Source organism: Streptomyces cinnabarinus, from assembly GCF_027270315.1.
Lineage (GTDB): Bacteria > Actinomycetota > Actinomycetes > Streptomycetales > Streptomycetaceae > Streptomyces > Streptomyces cinnabarinus.
Genome location: NZ_CP114413.1, coordinates 5630113 through 5649465, shown reverse-complemented (window position 1 = coordinate 5649465; position 19353 = coordinate 5630113). Strand labels below are relative to the sequence as shown.

The window sequence follows — 19353 nt, the reverse complement described above, 5'->3', positions numbered from 1 at the left end:
ACCGGTGGGGTCAGCCCTTCGCGGAGTCCCGTGGGGCGTCCGCCGGGGACTCGGCCGCCTCGGGGTCCGGGGCCTCCGTGAAGGCGACCTTGCCCATGTGCTTGTTCATCGACTTCATCAGGCCCCACACGGCCAGGGCCATCACCGCGAAGACGATGAAGCCGAGGACACCGGGGGTGACCTTGTCCTCGTCGACCTCCTTGGCGAGGGTGGCCAGGTGCGTCATTGCCAGGCTTGCGCTTGCGCTCATGTCAGGCATTGTCGCGGACGCCCGCGAAGAGGTCGTCCTCGGGGAGGGAGGTATCGACGAGGGACTTCGCCAGCTCGTACTCCTCCGTCGGCCAGACGTCCTTCTGGAGCTCCATCGGCACCCGGAACCAGCCGCCGTCGGGGTCGATCTGCGTGGCGTGCGCGATCAGCGCCTTGTCGCGGATCTCGAAGAACTCGGCGCACGGGACGTGCGTGGTCAGCGTGCGCTCGGTGCGCTCGAACTCGTCCCAGCGCTTGAGCCACTCCCCGTACGGCGACTCCAGGCCGCGGTCGAGCATCGCCTGGTGCAGCGCCTCGGTGCGGGGGCGGTTGAAGCCCTGGTTGTAGTAGAGCTTCCGCGGCTGGTACGCGGGGCCGAACTCGCCCTCCGGGTACTTCTCGGTGTCCGCCGCGCCCTCGAAGGCCACCATCGAGATCTGGTGGGTCATGATGTGGTCGGGGTGCGGGTAGCCGCCGTTCTCGTCGTAGGTGGTGATCACCTGGGGACGGAAGGCGCGGATCTTCCGCACCAGCTCACCGGCCGCCTTGTCGACGTCCTCCAGGGCGAAACAGCCCTCGGGGAGCGGGGGCAGCGGGTCGCCCTCGGGCAGACCGGAGTCGATGAAGCCGAGCCACTCCTGCTTGACGCCGAGGATCTCGCGGGCCTCGTCCATCTCCTTCTTGCGTACCTCGTGGATGTGCTCCTCGATGTACTTGTCGTGCTGAAGCTTGGGGTTGAGGATGGAGCCGCGCTCCCCGCCCGTGCAGGTCACGACCAGCACGTCCACCCCCTCGGACACGTACTTCGCCATGGTGGCCGCGCCCTTGCTCGACTCGTCGTCGGGGTGGGCGTGCACGGCCATCAGTCGCAGCTGGTCAGTCAAGACTCAATCCTCGTCGGTCGGCGCCCCCGTGTGAACGGGCGCAAAAGGCGGCTTCTATAGTGACCGAATCGGGGGCCGAATAATTCCGGGGCCCGGCCCCGCCGAGAGGACGATCATGACCACGGCGAGCACAGGACTGCCCGAGGGCCGTTACGGGCGCCCCTCGGACGAGCGTGCCGACCGTCGGCTCAAGCTCGCCGCCGTCGTCCTCGGCACGCTGCTCGTGGCGGTGGTGGGCTACTTCGGCTATCACTACGTCGGCCAGAACAGGATCAGCGCCGAGATCATCGAGTACGACTTCTCGGAGAAGGCGGTCCAGGTGCATCTGGAGGTCCGCAAGGACTCCGGCGCCTCCGGCTACTGCACGATCCGGTCCCAGTCCCAGGACGGCTCCGAGGTGGGCCGGGGGGACTTCCGCTTCGACGGGGACGCCACCCGGATCGACAAGGTCGTCACCCTCCGTACCAGGGCCGAGGGCACCACGGCCGAGCTGCTCGGCTGCCAGGCGGACTGAGCTCGGGCCGGTCGCCGACCGGCCGCGGCGGGTTCGCTCGCAATACGTAGGTGCTGACCTGCGTTGACGTAATTCTGGTGGCTTATGTCCTCCCCCTGGCGCCATTGAATTGTTAGGCTCGTGGTTTCGCCCATCCGAGAGGGAACATTCTTCTGGGTAGGGCGATGCTTTGTATTCCCAGTACCGACGAGGAGCACCTGTGACCCAGACCAGCGAGTCCGTCACCTGGCTGACCCAGGAGGCGTACAACAAGCTCAAGGACGAGCTTGCGCACCTTACTGGTCCTGCGCGCACGGAGATCGCCGCCAAGATCGCGGCCGCGCGCGAGGAGGGGGACCTGCGCGAGAACGGCGGGTACCACGCGGCCAAGGAGGAGCAGGGCAAGCAGGAGCTCCGCGTGCGCCAGCTGACCCAGCTTCTCGAGAACGCGCAGGTCGGCGAGGCGCCGACGTCCGCGGAGGGCGAGGTCGCACCCGGCATGGTGGTGACGATCGCCTTCGACGGCGACGAGGACGACACCCTGTCCTTCCTGCTCGCCTCGCGTGAGTACGCCAGCGCCGACATCGAGACCTACTCCCCGCAGTCCCCGCTGGGCGCCGGCGTGATCGGCCACAAGGTCGGCGAGGACGCGGAGTACGAGCTGCCGAACGGCAAGACGGCCTCGGTGCGGATCCTGAAGGCCGAGCCGTACAGCGGCTGACGCAGCCCAGTACGCCCTTGCCGAAGCCCCCGGCGTCCGCGCGGTCCGCGTGGCACCGGGGGCTTCGTCATGCCGACGGGCGCCGCGTCACGCCGAGGCCGAGCGGTACTTGCGGACCGCCAGGGTGCGGAACACCACGACGATCACGACCGAGTAGATCAGCGACGCCCACACCGGGTGCTGCATGGGCCAGGCGTCGGAGGTGGAGACCCCGGGGTTGCCGAAGAGCTCCCGGCAGGCCTGGACCGTGGCGCTGAAGGGGTTCCAGTCGGCGACGTGCTGGAGCCAGGGGGTCATCCGGCTGGAGTCCACGAACGCGTTGGAGATGAACGTGACCGGGAACAGCCAGATCAGTCCGCCCGAGGTGGCCGCCTCGGGGGTCCGCACGGACAGGCCGATCAGCGCGCCGACCCAGGTGAAGGCGTAGCCGAGCAGAAGCAGCAGGCCGAAGGCGCCGAGCACCTCGCCGAAGCTGGTGTGGGTGCGCCAGCCGACCAGCAGGGCGACTATCGCCAGCACGAACAGGGTCAGCGCGGTCTGCACCAGATCGGCCAGGGTCCGCCCGGTGAGTACCGCGCCGCGGGCCATGGGCAGGGAGCGGAAGCGGTCGATGAGCCCCTTGTGCATGTCGTCGGCGATGCCCGCTCCGGCGCCCGCGGTGGCGAAGGTGACGGTCTGCGCGAAGATGCCGGCCATCAGGAACTCGCGGTAGACCTGGGGGTCGGTGGTGCCGCCGATGTTCATGGAGCCGCCGAAGACATAGCTGAACAGCACCACGAACATGATCGGCTGGATCAGCCCGAAGATGATCATCTCGGGGATCCTGGACATACGGATCAGATTCCGCTTGGCCACGACCAGGGAGTCCCGCACGGACTGGACCAGCGGATGGGCCGGGGCCATGACCGGCACGGCGTCGGTGACGGCGCTCACTTGACTGTCTCCTTGTCGGTCTCGGCGTCCTTCTCCTCGGCCATGTGTCCCGTCAGGGAGAGGAAGACGTCGTCGAGGGTGGGGCGGCGCAGGCCGATGTCGTCGATCTCGATACCGCGGGTGTCCAGCTCACGGATGACCTCGGCGAGCAGCTTGGCGCCGCCGCTCACCGGGACGGTGAGCATGCGCATGTGCTCCTCGACGGTGGTCTCGCCCTTGCCGAAGCCGCTGAGCACCTCCGCGGCCGTCCCCATGTGCTCGCGCTCGTGCACCACGACCTCCACGCGCTCGCCGCCGGTGCGGGCCTTGAGCTGGTCGGAGGTGCCCTGGGCGATGACACGGCCGTGGTCCACCACCGCGATGTCATGGGCGAGGTGATCGGCCTCCTCCAGATACTGCGTGGTCAGCAGCAGCGTCGTCCCGCCGGAGACGAGCTTCTTGATGACCTCCCACAGCAGCTGCCGGTTGCGCGGGTCGAGGCCGGTCGTCGGCTCGTCCATGAACATCACGGGCGGCGAGACCACCAGGGCCGCGGCGAGGTCGAGGCGGCGGCGCATTCCGCCGGAGTAGGTCTTGGCCGGGCGGTCGGCGGCGTCGGCGAGGTCGAACTGCTCCAGCAGCTCCTGCGCGCGGAACTTCGCGGCCTTCGCTCTCATCTGGTAGAGCTGGCCGACCATCTGGAGGTTCTCGCGGCCGGTGAGGTACTCGTCGACCGCCGCGAACTGGCCGGAAAGACCGATGGAACGGCGCACGGTGTCGGGGTGCTTGAGCACGTCGACCCCGGCGACGACGGCCTTGCCGCTGTCGGGGCGCAGCAGGGTCGTCAGACAGCGGACGGTGGTGGTCTTGCCCGCGCCGTTCGGCCCGAGCAGGCCCAGGACGGTGCCCTCGGGCACATCGAGGTCGACACCGTCCAGTGCCCTTACGTCGCCGAAGGTCTTCACCAGACCTTCGGCATGGATGGCGCCTGGCATATGAGTCTCCACGTCGTCGGGGATTCTTCGGGAAGCCTGGATTCGCCCACACCATAACGCGATGTATCGCGTCTCACAATGCAATTTCTCGAACGAGTGAACGGAAGCCGCTGACCTCGGTCGATGACCTCAGTCGATGACCGTGTAACCGGCCTCGCGCAGGGCCTGCCCGACCTCGGCGCAGTGCGCCGGACCCTTCGTCTCCAGGTGCAGCTCGACCTCCGCCTCGGTGAGCCCGAGCCGGGGATCGGTCCGTACGTGGCTCACGTCGAGGACATTGGCGTCGACCCCTGACAACACCCCGAGAAGCGTGGCGAGGGCGCCCGGCCGGTCCGTCAGCCGCAGCCGTACGGCCAGGTAGCGGCCCTGCGCCGCCATGCCGTGCCGCAGCACCCGCTCCATCAGGACCGGGTCCACATTGCCGCCGGAGAGCACCGCGACCACCGGGCCCTCGAAGGCGCCGGGCTCGCTCAGCAGCGCCGCGACCGGGCTCGCCCCGGCCGGCTCCACGACCAGCTTGGCCCGTTCCAGACAGAGCAGCAACGCCGTGGACAGCTCGTCCTCGGTGACCGTGCGGACCTTGTCCACCAGTTCGCCGATGATCCGGAACGGCACCTCGCCGGGCCGTCCGACCTTGATCCCGTCCGCCATCGTCGCCGGGTTCCGCACCGACACCGGATGCCCGGCCGCCAGCGAGGGCGGATACGCCGCGGCGCCCGCCGCCTGCACGCCCACGATCCGCACATCGGGCCGCAGCGCCTTCACCGCGACCGCGATACCGGCGGCGAGACCGCCGCCGCCGATCCCGACGACGATCGTGCGCACCTCCGGGCACTGCTCCAGGATCTCCAGGCCGACCGTGCCCTGACCCGCGATGACGTCGGCGTGGTCGAAGGGGTGGATGAACACCGCGCCGGTCGCGGCCGCGTACTCCTCGGCGGCGGCCAGCGTCTCGTCGACCACCTGGCCGTGCAGGCGCACCTCGGCGCCGTACTCCCGGGTCGCACTGATCTTCGGCAGCGGGGCGCCCTTCGGCATGAACACGGTCGAGCGGACCCCGAGCAGCGCTGAAGCGAGCGCGACCCCCTGCGCGTGGTTGCCGGCGCTGGCCGCCACGACGCCGGCGGCCCGCTCCTCCGGCAGCAGCCCGGCGATCCGGACATAGGCACCGCGCAGCTTGAACGAACCGGTCCGCTGGAGGTTCTCGCACTTGAAGTGCACCGGGGCGCCCACCAGCTGGGACAGGTGCCTGCTGCCCTCCATCGCGGTCATCCGGGCCACGCCTGTGAGCATCTTCTGGGCGCCGCGCACGTCGTCGAGCGTGACCGGCGGCAACAGGTCGGCCTTGCGGTAGCTCATGACTCAAGTCTCGCAGTTCACACGCGCCCACTGCCGCCGTGACCAACCACCGAGACGGGTTTTCGCAGCGCAGGTACGGCCCGCCTTCCGGCCGCGTACCCTGTCCCCCAACCCAGCAGCCCTCATGAAGTGAGCCTCCGGCCATGCCCACAACACCTGAAATGTCGATGGACATGTCGACCGTCGGTGACACCGGTCTCCTCGACACCCTCCAGCACGAGGTGGCGGTGTTCGCCCGCCGTGCCGAACAGACCCGGCTCGGCGGGGTGGGGCAGGTGCGCAACTCCATGGACCGCGCCGCCTACCTGCTGCTCAACCGCCTCGACAAGGAAGGCCCCATGGGGGTCAAGGCGCTCGCCGCGAGCATGGGCATCGACTCCTCGACGGTCACCCGGCAGGTGGCTCCGCTCGTCGACACCGGGCTCGTCAAGCGCACCTCGCACCCCGAGGACGGCCGGGCCGTGGTGCTTCAGCTCTCCCCGCGCGGGGCGTCCCGGCTGGAGGAAGTGCGGTCCTCCAGGCGTCAGTTGATGGCCGAGCTGACACACGACTGGGCACCGGGGGAGCGCGAGGCGTTCTGCACGCTCCTCACGCGCTTCAACACCGCGCTGTCCACCCGCATGGCCGCCCACGGCATGCCCGGAGCCGAGCCGACCCCGGCCTCCTGAACCCGCGGAGCCCACGGCTCCGCACGCGCGTGCCGCCCGGCTCTTGACCCTGGGCCACTCACGGGCCTCATATGAGACCGGGTCCCCTTCGTACGCCCGTACGTGGCCGGGATCCGACCACTCAGGCGGTCGCCCTCAGGCGGGAGGCGCGGTGCGAGAACGGCTTGTGTCCCAAAACGCACGCCGGACCCGGGAGTTCGAGGCGTTCGTCGCGGGCGCCGCGGGCCGGCTGCTGCACACCGCCACCCTGCTCACGGCGGAGGCACCGGCCGACAACCCCCGCGCACGGCGCCTGCTGACGCTCGCCCTCGCCCATACGTACGCGGGCTGGGACCGGCTGCGCGGCGAGGACCCCTATGACCACGCCCGTCAGCATCTGGCCGGACGCTACGCGCGGGGAGCGTGGCACCAGTACGGCGGACTCGGCCGGGCCCGCCCGCACCCCGACAGCCCGCTGGCCGTGCTCGGTCCCCAGGAACGCCTGATCCTCGTGCTCATGCTGTACGAAGGGGTGGCCGAGCAGCAGACGGCGGCCCTGCTCGGACTGCCCGTCGAACGGGTGCGCACGATCTGCGACCGGGCCACCGCGACCCTGCTGCACCCACCGCGCGGCCCCGCACCGGCGGTCGTCCGCGCGAGGGCGGCGACGCCATGAACCGGTCCGAACGCGAGGCCGCCGCACGGCGGATCATGGAGCGCACGGCACCTGCCGTACCGCCCGACCTGTGCTCGAACGCCGTCCGGCGCGGCGGCCGGATGCTGCGCCGCCGCAGGGCCGCGCTGCGGCTGATGTGGCTGCTGATGTTCGCCGCGACGGTGGCGTTCGTGGTGTGGGCGCTGATGGCGCGCCCGTGGGTGGAGCCACCGTCGGAGGTGACTCCACCGCTCACCGGCTGGTGAACCCTCGCAAAGGGATCAGCCGAGCGCCTGCTGAAGGTCCTCCAGCAGGTCCTCCACGTTCTCGATGCCCACGGAGAGGCGGACGAGATCGGCCGGCACCTCAAGGGCCGAACCGGCGGCCGAGGCGTGCGTCATCCGGCCCGGGTGCTCGATCAGCGACTCGACACCACCGAGGGACTCGCCGAGCGTGAACACCTTGGCGCGGTTGCAGACCTCGACGGCCGCCTCCTCGCCGCCCGCCACCTGGAAGGAGACCATGCCGCCGAACGCCTTCATCTGCTTGGCGGCGACCTCGTGGCCGGGGTGCTCGGGCAACCCCGGGTAGAGCACCTTCGTCACGCGCGCGTGCCGGGAGAGCATGTCGGCGACCTTGGTGGCGTTCTCGCTGTGCCGGTCCATGCGCACCGACAGCGTCTTGGTGCCGCGCAGCACCAGCCAGGAGTCGAAGGGCCCGGCGACCGCGCCCATCGCGTTCTGGTGGAAGGCCAGCTCCTCGCCGAGGCCCTCGTCGCTCACGATCAGCGCGCCGCCGACGACGTCGGAGTGGCCGCCCATGTACTTGGTCAGCGAGTGGACCACGACATCGGCACCGAGCGAGAGCGGCTGCTGGAGGTAGGGCGTGGCGAAGGTGTTGTCGACGACGAGCTTCGCGCCCGCGTCCCGGGCGATCTGGGCGACCGCCGCGATGTCGGTGATGCCGAGCAGCGGGTTGGAGGGGGTCTCCACCCACACGGCCTTGGTCTTGGGGGTGATGGCGGCCCGGACCGCGGCGGGGTCGCTGGTGTCGGCGACCGACCACTCCACACCCCAGCGGGCGACGACCTTCGCGAAGAGCCGGAAGGTGCCGCCGTACGCGTCGTTCGGGATGACCACGTGGTCGCCGGGGCTGAGCAGCGTACGCAGCAGGCAGTCCTCGGCCGCGAGACCGGACGCGAACGCGAGCCCTCGACGTCCGCCCTCCAGGGCGGCGAGGTTCTCCTCCAGGGCGGTCCTGGTGGGGTTGGCGCTACGGCTGTACTCGTAGCCGCCGCGCAGGCCGCCGACGCCGTCCTGCTTGTAGGTCGAGACCTGGTAGATGGGCGGGACGACCGCACCGGTGAGGGGGTCCGCCGTGTTGCCCGCGTGGATGGCGAGCGTCTCGAAGTGCTGACTGATGTGCCTGTCGCTCATGGGTCACGAGCGTAGTGCGCCGACGGCTCTGATGACGCATGGAGCGGTCATCCACAGACCGTTGTCCACAGGCCGCGGACCGGGTTGGCCAATTGTCAGCGCCGTCTGGAACCCTTGAGGCATGGAGATTCTCTTGGTCCTGTGGGCGCTGCTCATGATCGGCTTCGTGGTGCTGCCGGTCATGCGGCGCCGCCGGGGCATGATCGAGCAGGTCCCGGCAGGCCACCCGGACGCCGCGGACCCCGAGAACTATGGCTTCGCACGGCAGGAGGAGCTGGACGTCCGCATGCCGGGCCCCGACCAGGACCTGCTGGATGTGCTGGACCTGGTGCAGCGCAGCCAGGACTACCGCGCGGCGGGACAGCTCCTCGCGGGCACCGGGAGCGACGGCGAGCGGCGCTGGCAGCGGGTGCAGGCCTTCGCGGGCGCCGCCTCACTGGAGCTCCAGCAGCGGCCGGGCGGCGTCGGTGACACCCCGGGCGGACAGTGGCTGCGGGTGTGGCGGGCCGAGCAGCCCAAGGACGCGGGCGGCGCGGCGGTCCACGCCGAGTTCCTGGTGCAGCAGGCGTGGCGCACCGCGACGCCCGGCACGGACGAGTTCCGGATCATCATGGAGGAGGCGAAGGCGGCCTGCGGCGATGCCGCGCTGCTCGCCCCCGGCGACCCGATCCCGTACATCGTCGAGCTGTCGGTGGCCCGTGGCCTCGCCTACACCCAGCCGGAGTTCGAGCAGGTCTGGCTGAAGATCCTGGACCGCGCGCCGAACCACATGGGCGCCCATCTGGCCGCGCTGCACTTCTGGTGCGAGAAGTGGCACGGCTCGCGTGAGCAGGCGTACGGCTTCGCGGAGGCCGCCGCGGCCCGCGCGCCGCAGGGCTCGCTGCTCGCGGCGATGCCGCTGTTCGCGGTGTTCGAGCACCTGCCCGAGGTCAACCTGGTCAGCGGCTTCTACCAGAGCGAGGTCGTGACCAAGGCGATCCACGGCGCGCTGCACGCAGTCCACTCGGCCCGGGCGGACGACCCGATGCTCGCCCATGTCCGCCATCTGCTGGTGTTCTTCCTGGTCCGCGCCGAGCGCTGGGCCGAGGCCATGAACCAGCTGATACACGTCGACGGCCATGTCGGCGCCGTGCCCTGGACCCTGTCCCCGGACCCGGCGGCCGAGTTCGCGGTGTACCGCGCGCTGGCGGTCGCGGGCTACGAGGCGAACGGCGGCAGCCCGGCGACGCTCCCGCACTGAGCGCACTGAGCGCACGGGCGCCGAGCACCGAGCGCCGTAGGACTCGGGCGGCCCCGCCTCAACGCGCGGGGCCGTCCCCCGCTCAGCCCTCCGCGCGGGTGGGCAGTCGCCAGCCCGGGCGCGGGAAGTGGCAGGTGTAGCCGTTCGGGTAGCGCTGGAGATAGTCCTGGTGCTCCGGCTCGGCCTCCCAGAAGGGGCCGACCGGCTCCACTTCGGTGACGACCTTGCCGGGCCACAGTCCCGAGGCGTCCACATCGGCGATGGTGTCCTCGGCGACCCGCTTCTGCGCGTCGTCCACGTAGTAGATCGCCGAGCGGTAGCTGAGCCCGATGTCGTTGCCCTGCCGGTTCCTGGTGCTCGGGTCGTGGATCTGGAAGAAGAACTCCAGGAGCGCGCGGTAATCGGTCTGCTCGGGGTCGTAGAGGATCTCGATGGCCTCGGCGTGCGTGCCGTGGTTGCGGTACGTCGCGTTCGGCACGTCGCCGCCGGTGTAGCCGACCCGGGTCGACGTCACACCGGGGAGTCGACGGATCAGCTCCTCCATCCCCCAGAAACATCCACCGGCCAGCACGGCCCTCTGCGTCTGCCCAGCCATTACGGCCCCTCCAAATGTCAGTCGGCTCGGTCACTGCCCTCAACGCACGACGCCTCCGAGCGATTCCGCATGAAGGCGAGCCTCCGCCACTGACAGTGGTGACGGCTACGGTGTCGCCGTGACCGTCATAGAGATCTTGGCTCGGGCGCGCACCACTGGTGGGGCGCCTGTTGAGCGGCTGGTGTGTCATCCGCGGCTTCCGCTGGTCGCCGGGTTGGACTCGGAGCGGCCCGCGGTGCGGGTGTGGGACTGCGGGGCCGGGCAGTTGCGCGAGGTCGGGTGTACGGGCGGTGAGTCCGACGCCTACGGCGATGCGCCAGGGTGGGAGCGATACCAGCGGATTCCTGTGCCGGCGTGGCACCCGGAGCGGGCCGAGCTGCTGATCTCGGGCGAGGGAGGGGTCGTGCGGTGGACTCCCGAAGGGGTGTCCGACGCCGACGGGGTTCCGGACGGCGCCAGGTATCAGAATCTGGCGTTCAGCCCCGATGGCCGGACCCTGTGGGCCTCGCCCCCTGCCGCCGCCGAGGACGACTCCTACGAGCACTCCGACGCCATCGATCTCCCTACGGGAACCGTGGTGGCCGGGCCGTGGTGGGACACCGGGGTCGCGGAGCATCCCGGGGGCGGGCTCGTCCTCACCCTCAGCAGCGATCAGGGCGCCACGCACGGCCTCTTCGCCAGAGCACAGAACGATGCGGGCAGCGCGGGCGCTCCGCTGCGAGTCCTCCAGCGGGCCCTGATCCTGGACTGCGACGGCTACGAGAAACCTGTGTTCAGCGCGGACGGACGCCACTTCGCGATCAGGGGCAACGCGTACGACAACTCCGTGGACGTCTTCGCGTTCCCCTCCCTGGAGCGCGTCCTGTCGACCACCCTCGGCGACCCCAGCCCGGGGTATCCGTATCCGCCGGAGTGGCTGGAGCGGATGCGGGCCTGGTCGCGGCACAACCTCGCGTTCGGCACCGATCCGGGCGTGCTCTGGGTGGGCACGCCGAAGGGAACCCTCGTAGCCCTCGATCTCGACAGCAAGGAGGGCGAGGAGCACACAGTCCTCGACGGCTCGCCGGTCACCGCGCTCACCTCGACCACGGCCGGTGAACTCCTCGTCGGCACCGCAGCCGGTGAACTCGCCCTGCTGTCCGTGCCCGGCCGCACCGCTGACCCCGACATCGCAAAGGCCGCCGTCGCCGAGTTCCTGCACAGCACCTCCGAAGTCCCCGAGGACGCCTGCGAGGGCCGCGACCTGGAGGAACACCTCGTCGTGACCGACGGGTTCCGGACCTGGTCGGCGGCGGATCTGGACGCGGCGGACGCCGCGACCGACGCCGACCCGAGCTGGCTCCAGATCCAGGCGGCCGTCAACAGCCTGCGGGACCAAGAGCCGTAGGAGACCAGGAGCCCCGAGAATTTCGGTTGCGCCCAGCCCGCCACCCGGGCTTCATAGCGGCATGGCCGACATCCATGGCACGTACGACGATCTCTTCACCGCCGTGCCGAGCACGCTCGCGGAGTTCCTGGACGGCGGGGACGCGGGCGGCTCGGTCGCCGTGTTCGTGGACGGCGAGCCGGTGGTGGACGTGTGGGGCGGGTACGCCGACGCCGGGCGGAGCGTGCCCTGGCAGCGGGACACCCTCGTCAACGTCTGGTCCGTCACCAAGACCATGACGGCCCTGTGCGCGCTGGTCCTGGCCGATCGCGGCGCCCTCGACGTGGACGCGCCCGTCGCCCGGTACTGGCCCGAGTTCGCGGCGGCCGGGAAGGAACGGGTACTGGTACGGCAGTTGCTCGCGCACACCGCCGGGCTGCCCGACTGGGATCCGCCGCTCGCCCCGACCGAGCTGTACGACTGGGACACCGCCACCTCCCGGCTCGCGGCACAGGCACCGCGCTGGGAGCCGGGCAGCGCCGCCGGCTACCACTCGCTCACCCAGGGCTACCTGGTGGGCGAGGTCGTCCGCCGCGTCACCGGCCGCACCCTGAGCACGTTCTTCGCCGACGAGATCGCGGGACCCCTGGGCGCCGACTTCCACATCGGCCTGTCCGCCGAGCACGACACCCGGGTCGCCCCCAGCGTCCCGCCCCCGGGCCAGGACGAGGACTACTCGGCGAGCCCGCCCGGCGGCATCGACCCGACCGAGCCCCACACCCCCGCCCTCCGCGTCCGCGTCGGCAACAGCCCCGCCTGGCGCCGCGCCGAGATCCCCGCCGCCAGCGGCTTCGGCAACGCCCGCTCGGTGGCCCTGGTCCAGTCCGCGCTGGCCTGCGGCGGCTCGGTCGGCGCGACACGGCTCCTCTCCCCGGCCGGTGCCGACCGGGCCCGGCAGGAACAGTTCAACGGCGAGGACCGCACCCTCGGCATGACGACCCGCTGGGGTCTCGGCTACGGCCTGTTCGGCTCCACCTTCGGCTGGGGCGGCTGGGGCGGCTCCCTCGTCATGATCGAGCCCGAGACCCGCTCGGTGGTGGCCTACGTGACCAACCAGATGCGCGAACCCATCGAGGACACCCGGGGCTTGGAACTGGTCATGGCAGCCCAGGACGGAATCAAGGCGCTCCAGAAGTGACCACGGCGTCCGCGGCCGCACGGGGCTCCCGCAGCCCCCGTACCAGCAGCCACCCCACCGCGGGCAGCAGCGCCAGCGGGGCCAGGGCCGTCCGCAGGGACGTCGCGTCGGCCGCGGCGCCGATCAGCGGGGTGGTCAGGCCGCCCACGCTGACCGTGAGGCCGAGGGTGATGCCGCCCGCGGTGCCGATGCGGGTGGGCAGGTAGTCCTGGCCAAGGGTGACCTGGAGGGAGAAGGGGACGTACAGGCCCGCCGAGGCCAGGGCGACGAAGACGTAGACCGCCGGGCCGGGGGCGAACACCAGGCCCGCCACCGCGACGACCGTCAGCAGGTACGAGCGGCGCACCACGGCGACCCGGTCCCAGCGCTCGGCCAGGGCACCGCCCAGCACACTGCCCACCGCGCCGCCCGCGTACAGGACGAACAGCGCGGCGGTGCCGGACGCCGTCCCGCCGCCGGTGCGCTCCTGGACGTGGAAGGCGATGAAGGTGCTGAGGCCGATGAAGGTGATCGAGCGACAGACCACGGCCAGGGACAGACGGGCGAAGGAGCGGGGATCGTCGGATCCCGCCGACAGGTCCCGCGCCCCCGGCTTCCTCGGCCTTTCCGCCGGCGCCCGCAGCGCCACGAGGCACAGCACGCTTCCCACCACCGCCGGTATCACCAACAGCGGGGTCAGCCGCAGACCACCGCCCGCGACGACCGCCGCGACCAGCAGCGGAGCCGCCGCGAAGCCGAGCGTGCCGCCGAGGGAGAACCAGCCCATCGCGGTGTGGCTGCCCCGGGACGCGAGGCGGGCGACGCGCGCCGATTCCGGGTGGTACGCCGCGACCCCAAGACCGGACAGCGCCACCAGCGCCAGCGTCAGCGCGTAGGAGTCCCCCAGTCCGCTCAGCGCGATCCCGGCGCCGCCGAGCAGGGTGCTGACGGGCAGCAGCCAGGGCAGGGGGCGGCGGTCGGTCAGCGCCCCGAACAGGGGCTGGGCCACCGAGGAGAGGAGGGAGGCGGCGAGCACGACGCCCGAGGCGGCGGCGTAGGAGTAGGCGCGCTCGGCGACGAAGAAGGGGACGAGGGCGGCGACGGCGCCCTGGTAGACGTCGACGCAGGCATGCCCCGCCGACAGCAGAATGATCGACTTGTTCCTTCGCACCTGGCCATCGTCGGCGGGACGGCACCTGTCGGGCTTTCGATAATCTGCCAAGCAATGACGCAGATCCGCCACACGCCGGCCGCCCCCACCCGCGCCCAGTTCCTCGCCCCGGGCGCCGCCATCGACGCCCACCGCCACGACGAACACCAGATCGTCTACGCCGCCCGCGGTGTCCTCGCCGTCACCACCGACGCCGGGTCCTGGGTCGCCCCGGCCACCCGGGCGGTCTGGGTGCCCGCGGGCACCGTGCACGCGCATCGGGCGTACGGCGGTCTCGACCTGCATCTCGTGGGCCTGCCCGCGTCCGACAACCCGCTCGGCCGCACCGCGCCGACCGTGCTGAGCGTCGGCCCGCTGCTGCGCGAGCTGATCCTCGCCTACACGCGCGCCCCGCAGGACGACACCCCCGAGCGCGGGCGGCTGCGGGCGGTACTGCTCGACCAGTTGCGGGCCTCGCCGCAGCAGCCGCTGCACCTCCCGGCTCCCGACCACCCCCAACTGCGGGCGCTGTGCGCCCTGTTGCACGAGGACCCGGCCGACCAGCGGACGCTCGGCGCGCTCGGCCGGGAGGTCGGGGCCAGTGAGCGGACCCTGTCCCGGCTCTTCCGGGCCGACCTCGGGATGACCTTCCCGCAGTGGCGCACCCAACTGCGGCTGCACCACGCGCTGGTGCTGCTGGCCGAGGGCCGGTCCGTGACCGCCGTGGCGCATGCCTGCGGCTGGTCGTCGGCGAGCGCGTTCATCGAGGTGTTCCGGCGGACGTTCGGGCACACACCGGGGGCGCACGAGGCACGGTGAGGGCCCCGGGGGCGGGGGAACCTCCGGGGCCCTCGGTCAGATGCCGAGCTCAGTCAGATGGCCGAGCTCAGATCGTGGCGGTGTCGATCACGAACCGGTACCGGACATCACTCGCCAGCACCCGCTCGTACGCCTCGTTGATCTCGCTCGCGGCGATCAGCTCGATCTCCGCACCGAAGCCGTGCTCAGCGCAGAAGTCCAGCATCTCCTGGGTCTCCTGGATGCCGCCGATGCCGGACCCGGCGAGGGACTTGCGGCCCATGATCACCGAGAAGAGGTTGAGCGCGACGGGCTCCTCGGGGGCGCCGACGTTCACGAACGCGCCGTCCGTCCTGAGCAGCGACAGGAACTGGTCCAGGTTCAGCGGGGCCGAGACCGTGGACAGGATCAGGTCGAAGCTGCCGGCCAGCTCCTCGAAGGTCTTCGGGTCGCTGGTGGCGTAGTAGTGGTGCGCGCCCAGCTTCAGCCCGTCCTCCTGCTTGCGCAGGGACTGCGACAGGACCGTCACCTCGGCGCCGAGCGCGTGGGCGATCTTGACGGCCATGTGGCCGAGGCCGCCCATGCCGACGACGGCGACCTTCTTGCCGGGCCCGGCGTTCCAGTGCCTGAGCGGGGAGTACGTGGTGATGCCCGCGCACAGCAGCGGCGCGGCCACGTCCAGGGACAGTCCGTCCGGGATCCGGACGACGTAGTTCTCGTCCACGACGATCTGCTGGGAGTACCCGCCGTAGGTGGGCTCGCCGTTCCTGTCGAGGGCGTTGTAGGTGCCGGTCATGCCGCCGCCGGTGCAGTACTGCTCAAGACCGGCCTTGCAGTTGTCGCACTCACGGCAGGAGTCGACCATGCAGCCGACGCCCACCCGGTCACCGACGGTGTACCGGGTGACGCCGGATCCGACCTCGGTGACCACGCCCGCGATCTCATGGCCGGGGACCATCGGGAAGATGGCCTCACCCCAGCCCTCGCGGGCCTGGTGGATGTCCGAGTGGCAGATTCCGGCGAACTTGATGTCGATCAGCACATCGAACTCGCCGACCGCCCGGCGCTCGATCGTGGTGCGCTCCAGCGGGGCCTTGGCAGCGGGGGCGGCGTACGCAGCGACAGTGGTCATGGGAGTGGTTCTCCTAGGGGGTTGCGCGCCCGGCTGCCTTCCGTCCGGGCACGTCTCCACACTGCCGGTCGAGCCGACATCCACCCAGGTCACGGCTTTGCGTACGTCTGCTGTTCCTACTACTGACGGGGGCAGGCTGGTGTGCGTACGACCGGGAATAATGGACGCATGAACGAGCAGCCCGCATCCCGCCAGGAGCCCGGCGGCGGCCTGGACCGGCGTGCCGAGCTCAGCGAGTTCCTGCGCACCCGGCGCGCCCGGCTGAAGCCGGAGGACGTGGGGCTGCCCGAGTACGGACGGCACCGCAGGGTGCCGGGGCTGCGCCGTGAGGAGCTGGCCCAGCTGGCCGGGGTGTCGGTGGCGTACTACACCCGTCTTGAGCAGGGCAACGGCCGCAATGTGTCGGCGGAGGTACTGGACTCCATCGCGCGGGCGCTGCGGCTGAGCAACGCCGAGCACGCGCATCTGACGCATCTGGCGAAGCCGAAGCAGCACAAGAAGAAGCAGGCGGCGCGCCAGGAGCAGGTGCGTCCGGCGCTACGGCAGCTGCTGGACTCGATCGAGACGGTCCCGGCGTACATCACCGGCCGCCGCTCCGACATCCTCGCCTGGAACCGTATGGCGGCCGCCGTCTTCGGCGACTGGGCCGAACTGCCGCCGCAGGACCGGAACTGGGCGCGGCTGGTGTTCCTGCGGCCCGAGTACCGCGAGCTGTTCATCGAGTGGGACCAGAAGGCGTACGACATCGTCAGCTTCCTGCGCATGGACGCGGGCTGCCATCCGGACGACCCTCAGCTGTCCGCCCTGGTCGGCGAACTCTCCGTGAAGAGCGAGGAGTTCCGGCGGCTGTGGGCCACGCACGACGTCAAGGAGAAGACCTACGGCGTCAAGCCGCTGCGTCATCCGCTGGTGGGTGAACTGACCCTGTCCTTCGAGTCGTTCCGGCTGGCCGACGAGAGCGAGCAGGTCCTGATCACGTATCACGCGGAGCCGGGGTCCCCGTCCGCGGACGCGCTCCGGCTGCTGGCGAGCTGGGGCACGGACGCGACCCGGGCGGGGACCGGGGCGGCTCATCCCTGATACGGCGGCGCCGCCCCCCAGTTCCACCGGGGCACCGGCTGTTCGGCCGGGGCCTGGGCGTCGGGGCCGGAGAAGTAGACGGCCAGGCGGGTGCCCCACTCCACATAGGCGAGGAAGGCCGAGCGGAACTCGGCGTCCGTGGGCAGGCCCACCTCGTCCGCCGCGTCCTGCATGAGGTTGACCCAGCGGCGGCGCTGGGTCTCGGTGATGCCCAGGCCCATGTGCTTGGCGACCATGTGGTTGTGGCCGCCCTGGGTGCCGGAGTAGACGGCCGGGCCGCCGAAGACCTCGCCGAACCAGAGGGCGACATGCTCGGCGTGCTCCGCGGGCAGGCCCTCGAAGAGGGGGGCCAGCAGTTCGTCCTTCAGGGCCCGGTCGTAGAACGCCGTAGTGAGGCGGCTGAACGCCTCGGCGCCGCCCGCCCAGGTGTAGAGCGTCGGCACCGCCGCGCCCGTGCCGCGCACACCGGTCTGCCGGTAGTGCCGCATCTCCTCGATGTTGCCGACGTAGGGGCGGATCTCGGCCAGGAAGTCGGTGAACACCGCCGAGGTGCGGAAGCCCTTGATGTGGTCCTCGGTCGAGGTCCAGGTGATCCGCAGGATGAAGTGCTCGGAGTCCTCCTCGCATTGGGTCAGTTCGTAGTCGACGCATTGCGGGGCCGCCGTCAGAGCGGCCGCCGCTCGGGTGTAGGCGGCCAGGAACTCCGCCGACTGCTGCTCGGGAATGCGGTACCGGACGTATTCCACCGTGTGAGCCGTCATGCCCACACACAAGCACGGAAGCCGGACGGAAGGTGCTCTTCCGGCGTCGCCGGGGCCCGGGTCAGCGCTGAGCGAAAAACCAGCCGCTTCCTGGCTCACGGACAGCCTTCTCATCCTTCTCTTATTTCGGCCTTATCCCTTCATCACGAGCCGTCCCTAGCTTGCGGCGCATGTTCTTCACCTACCTGAGGCGCGAGTTGCGCCGCCGCAGAAAGGCGGCCCTCGTCGTCGCCTCCGGCCTCGCGCTGGGCATCGCCCTGGTCATCGTGGTCAACTCCGTGTCCGCGGGCATGGGCAAGGCCCAGGACAAGGTCCTGGAGTCGCTGTACGGGCTCGGCACCGACATGACGGTCACCAAGGCGGCCGCCGCAGAGGGCAGTCAGCCGGAGCGGCCGCGCTTCGAGTTCGACGCCCAGGACGAGGACTCCGACGAGGAGCAGAGCAGCGACCGGGTCATGGTCCAGGGCTTCCAGACGCTCGCGTCCTCGACCGTGGACAAGGTCGGCGACCAGAACGGCGTCTCGGACGCGGTGGGCGGGCTGAGCCTCCAGGTCATCAAGGTCAGCGGGCAGTTCCGGCGCGGCGAGTTCCAGCAGCAGGAGGGCGGCGGCGGCCAGCAGCAGGGCGGTCCCGGCGGGGGGATGCAGTCCCCCGAGGGCCGGGTCGAGGGCGGTGGCGCCGAGTTCGACGTCAACAACTACTCGGTCTACGGCACGGATGTCACCGAGCCCGCGCTCGGTCCGCTGACCTCCTCGAAGATCACCAGTGGTCGTATGTTCAAGTCGACCGAGACGAACGCGAAGGTGGTCGTCGCCGATGCCTCCTACGCCAAGGAGAAGGAGCTGAAGGTCGGCTCCAAGGTGACGGTGAAGGGCACCAAGTTCGAGGTGATCGGCATCGCCACGCCCGAGAGCGGGGACGCGGCGGCCAACCTCTACATGCCGCTCAAGCAGGCGCAGACGCTGAGCGACTCGAAGAACAAGGTCACTACGATCTACGTCAAGGCGACCGACTCCCAGCGGATCGACGCGGTGAAGTCGGAGATCCAGCAGAACATCTCCGGTACGACGGTGACGACTTCGGCGGATCTGGCGGACACGGTGTCGGGCTCCCTGTCGACGGCGTCGGACCTCGCGAGCAGTGTCGGCAAGTGGCTGTCGATCGCGGTGCTGGTGGCCGCGTTCCTGGTGGCCGGGCTGCTCACCTCCTCGGCCGTCTCGCGCCGGGTGCGGGAGTTCGGCACGCTGAAGGCGCTGGGCTGGAAGTCGGGCCGGGTGACCCGGCAGGTCGTCGGTGAGGCGGTCGTCAACGGCCTGGTCGGCGGCGTCCTCGGCATCGCGGTGGGCCTCGCCGGCGCCTACGCCGTGACGGCGGTCAGCCCGACCCTGGAGGCCCAACTCGGCTCCATGGGCGGCGGCTTCGGCGGGCCGGGCGGCGGCATGGCCGGCGGCCCGGGTGGCGCGATGGGCGGTGGCCCCGGCGCCGAGCAGACCTCCAGCGCCCTGGAGGTGGCCCTCACGGCCCCGGTGAGCGCGACGACGATCGCCCTGGCGGTGGGCCTGGCGGTGGCGGGCGGCCTGATCGCGGGCGCGTTCGGCGGCTGGCGGGCATCGCGCCTGCGCCCGGCGGACGCGTTGAGGCGCGTCGAGTAGCGCGGGTTGGGACTGAAGCAGCGTCGACCTCGAACCAACCCAGGAGCCCCC

General features: G+C 70.9%; 21 protein-coding genes. 11 read left to right on the top strand and 10 right to left on the bottom strand.

All coding sequences use genetic code 11. The features are described 5' to 3' along the window. Positions 1-10: 10 nt before the first annotated feature. The gene (locus tag STRCI_RS25705; RefSeq protein WP_269661322.1) at positions 11-259 is read right to left on the bottom strand and encodes a hypothetical protein; all 249 of its coding nucleotides are present in this window, start codon (positions 257-259) and stop codon (positions 11-13) included. Then, on the bottom strand, positions 252-1133 hold the full coding sequence (mca, locus tag STRCI_RS25700; RefSeq protein WP_269661321.1) for a mycothiol conjugate amidase Mca: 882 nt from the start codon (positions 1131-1133) through the stop codon (positions 252-254). The genes STRCI_RS25705 and mca overlap by 8 nt, the downstream gene beginning before the upstream one ends. A 115-nt stretch (positions 1134-1248) precedes the next feature. On the opposite strand from mca, the gene STRCI_RS25695 reads away from it, so the two are divergent. Both STRCI_RS25695 and greA read left to right on the top strand, forming a co-directional pair. Beyond that, a complete protein-coding gene (locus STRCI_RS25695; protein ID WP_269661320.1) occupies positions 1249-1647 on the top strand; it encodes a DUF4307 domain-containing protein in 399 nt (132 codons plus the stop codon). 199 nt (positions 1648-1846) lie between these two features. After that, complete coding sequence (gene greA / locus STRCI_RS25690) at positions 1847-2347, top strand: transcription elongation factor GreA (RefSeq protein WP_269661319.1); 501 nt, start codon at positions 1847-1849, stop codon at positions 2345-2347. Between the two features lie 87 nt (positions 2348-2434). Here the strand turns inward: greA and STRCI_RS25685 are convergent, their stop codons facing one another. The 3 genes from STRCI_RS25685 to ilvA form a co-directional block, all read right to left on the bottom strand. After that, on the bottom strand, positions 2435-3280 hold the full coding sequence (locus STRCI_RS25685; RefSeq protein WP_269661318.1) for an ABC transporter permease: 846 nt from the start codon (positions 3278-3280) through the stop codon (positions 2435-2437). Further along, positions 3277-4254, bottom strand: coding sequence for an ATP-binding cassette domain-containing protein (locus tag STRCI_RS25680; RefSeq protein WP_269661317.1), 978 nt, complete (start codon positions 4252-4254; stop codon positions 3277-3279). Before STRCI_RS25680 ends, STRCI_RS25685 begins: the two co-directional genes overlap by 4 nt. Before the next feature lie 129 nt (positions 4255-4383). Continuing rightward, positions 4384-5613, bottom strand: coding sequence for a threonine ammonia-lyase (gene ilvA / locus STRCI_RS25675; protein ID WP_269661316.1), 1230 nt, complete (start codon positions 5611-5613; stop codon positions 4384-4386). Between the two features lie 161 nt (positions 5614-5774). On the opposite strand from ilvA, the gene STRCI_RS25670 reads away from it, so the two are divergent. From STRCI_RS25670 to STRCI_RS25660, 3 genes are all read left to right on the top strand, one after another. Next, a complete protein-coding gene (locus STRCI_RS25670; protein ID WP_269664644.1) occupies positions 5775-6281 on the top strand; it encodes a MarR family winged helix-turn-helix transcriptional regulator in 507 nt (168 codons plus the stop codon). Positions 6282-6432: 151 nt separating this feature from the next. Beyond that, positions 6433-6936, top strand: a complete 504-nt coding sequence (locus tag STRCI_RS25665; protein ID WP_269661315.1) for a sigma factor-like helix-turn-helix DNA-binding protein — start codon at positions 6433-6435, stop codon at positions 6934-6936. Beyond that, positions 6933-7181 carry a hypothetical protein gene (locus STRCI_RS25660; protein WP_269661314.1) on the top strand — a complete coding sequence of 83 codons (249 nt, stop codon included), beginning with the start codon at positions 6933-6935 and terminating at the stop codon, positions 7179-7181. The genes STRCI_RS25665 and STRCI_RS25660 overlap by 4 nt, the downstream gene beginning before the upstream one ends. Positions 7182-7196: 15 nt before the next feature. On the opposite strand, the gene STRCI_RS25655 is transcribed toward STRCI_RS25660, so the two are convergent. Beyond that, the gene (locus tag STRCI_RS25655; protein WP_269661313.1) at positions 7197-8351 is read right to left on the bottom strand and encodes a cystathionine gamma-synthase; all 1155 of its coding nucleotides are present in this window, start codon (positions 8349-8351) and stop codon (positions 7197-7199) included. A 121-nt stretch (positions 8352-8472) separates the two neighbouring features. Between STRCI_RS25655 and STRCI_RS25650 the strand changes: the two genes are divergently transcribed. Then, complete coding sequence (locus STRCI_RS25650; RefSeq protein WP_269661312.1) at positions 8473-9591, top strand: hypothetical protein; 1119 nt, start codon at positions 8473-8475, stop codon at positions 9589-9591. An 82-nt stretch (positions 9592-9673) separates the two neighbouring features. On the opposite strand, the gene msrA is transcribed toward STRCI_RS25650, so the two are convergent. Continuing rightward, complete coding sequence (msrA, locus tag STRCI_RS25645) at positions 9674-10186, bottom strand: peptide-methionine (S)-S-oxide reductase MsrA (RefSeq protein ID WP_269661311.1); 513 nt, start codon at positions 10184-10186, stop codon at positions 9674-9676. A gap of 118 nt (positions 10187-10304) precedes the next feature. Here msrA and STRCI_RS25640 point away from each other — a divergent pair, with 118 nt between their 5' ends. Both STRCI_RS25640 and STRCI_RS25635 read left to right on the top strand, forming a co-directional pair. Next, complete coding sequence (locus STRCI_RS25640) at positions 10305-11573, top strand: hypothetical protein (protein WP_269661310.1); 1269 nt, start codon at positions 10305-10307, stop codon at positions 11571-11573. A 61-nt stretch (positions 11574-11634) separates the two neighbouring features. After that, positions 11635-12750 (top strand): serine hydrolase domain-containing protein, encoded by a 1116-nt coding sequence (locus tag STRCI_RS25635; RefSeq protein ID WP_269661309.1) that lies wholly within the window; start codon positions 11635-11637, stop codon positions 12748-12750. Here STRCI_RS25635 and STRCI_RS25630 read toward each other — a convergent pair. Beyond that, complete coding sequence (locus STRCI_RS25630) at positions 12731-13900, bottom strand: MFS transporter (protein WP_269661308.1); 1170 nt, start codon at positions 13898-13900, stop codon at positions 12731-12733. The two genes, STRCI_RS25635 and STRCI_RS25630, sit on opposite strands and share 20 nt — an antisense overlap. A gap of 54 nt (positions 13901-13954) precedes the next feature. Between STRCI_RS25630 and STRCI_RS25625 the strand changes: the two genes are divergently transcribed. Further along, the gene (locus tag STRCI_RS25625; protein ID WP_269661307.1) at positions 13955-14698 is read left to right on the top strand and encodes an AraC family transcriptional regulator; all 744 of its coding nucleotides are present in this window, start codon (positions 13955-13957) and stop codon (positions 14696-14698) included. A 67-nt stretch (positions 14699-14765) separates the two neighbouring features. Here the strand turns inward: STRCI_RS25625 and STRCI_RS25620 are convergent, their stop codons facing one another. Next, the gene (locus tag STRCI_RS25620; RefSeq protein ID WP_269661306.1) at positions 14766-15809 is read right to left on the bottom strand and encodes an NAD(P)-dependent alcohol dehydrogenase; all 1044 of its coding nucleotides are present in this window, start codon (positions 15807-15809) and stop codon (positions 14766-14768) included. Positions 15810-15977: 168 nt separating this feature from the next. On the opposite strand from STRCI_RS25620, the gene STRCI_RS25615 reads away from it, so the two are divergent. Then, positions 15978-16889 carry a helix-turn-helix domain-containing protein gene (locus STRCI_RS25615; RefSeq protein ID WP_269661305.1) on the top strand — a complete coding sequence of 304 codons (912 nt, stop codon included), beginning with the start codon at positions 15978-15980 and terminating at the stop codon, positions 16887-16889. Here the strand turns inward: STRCI_RS25615 and STRCI_RS25610 are convergent. After that, positions 16880-17650 (bottom strand): group II truncated hemoglobin, encoded by a 771-nt coding sequence (locus STRCI_RS25610; protein ID WP_269661304.1) that lies wholly within the window; start codon positions 17648-17650, stop codon positions 16880-16882. The two genes, STRCI_RS25615 and STRCI_RS25610, sit on opposite strands and share 10 nt — an antisense overlap. A gap of 170 nt (positions 17651-17820) precedes the next feature. Between STRCI_RS25610 and STRCI_RS25605 the strand changes: the two genes are divergently transcribed. Continuing rightward, positions 17821-19302, top strand: coding sequence for an ABC transporter permease (locus STRCI_RS25605; RefSeq protein ID WP_269661303.1), 1482 nt, complete (start codon positions 17821-17823; stop codon positions 19300-19302). Positions 19303-19353 lie beyond the last annotated feature (51 nt).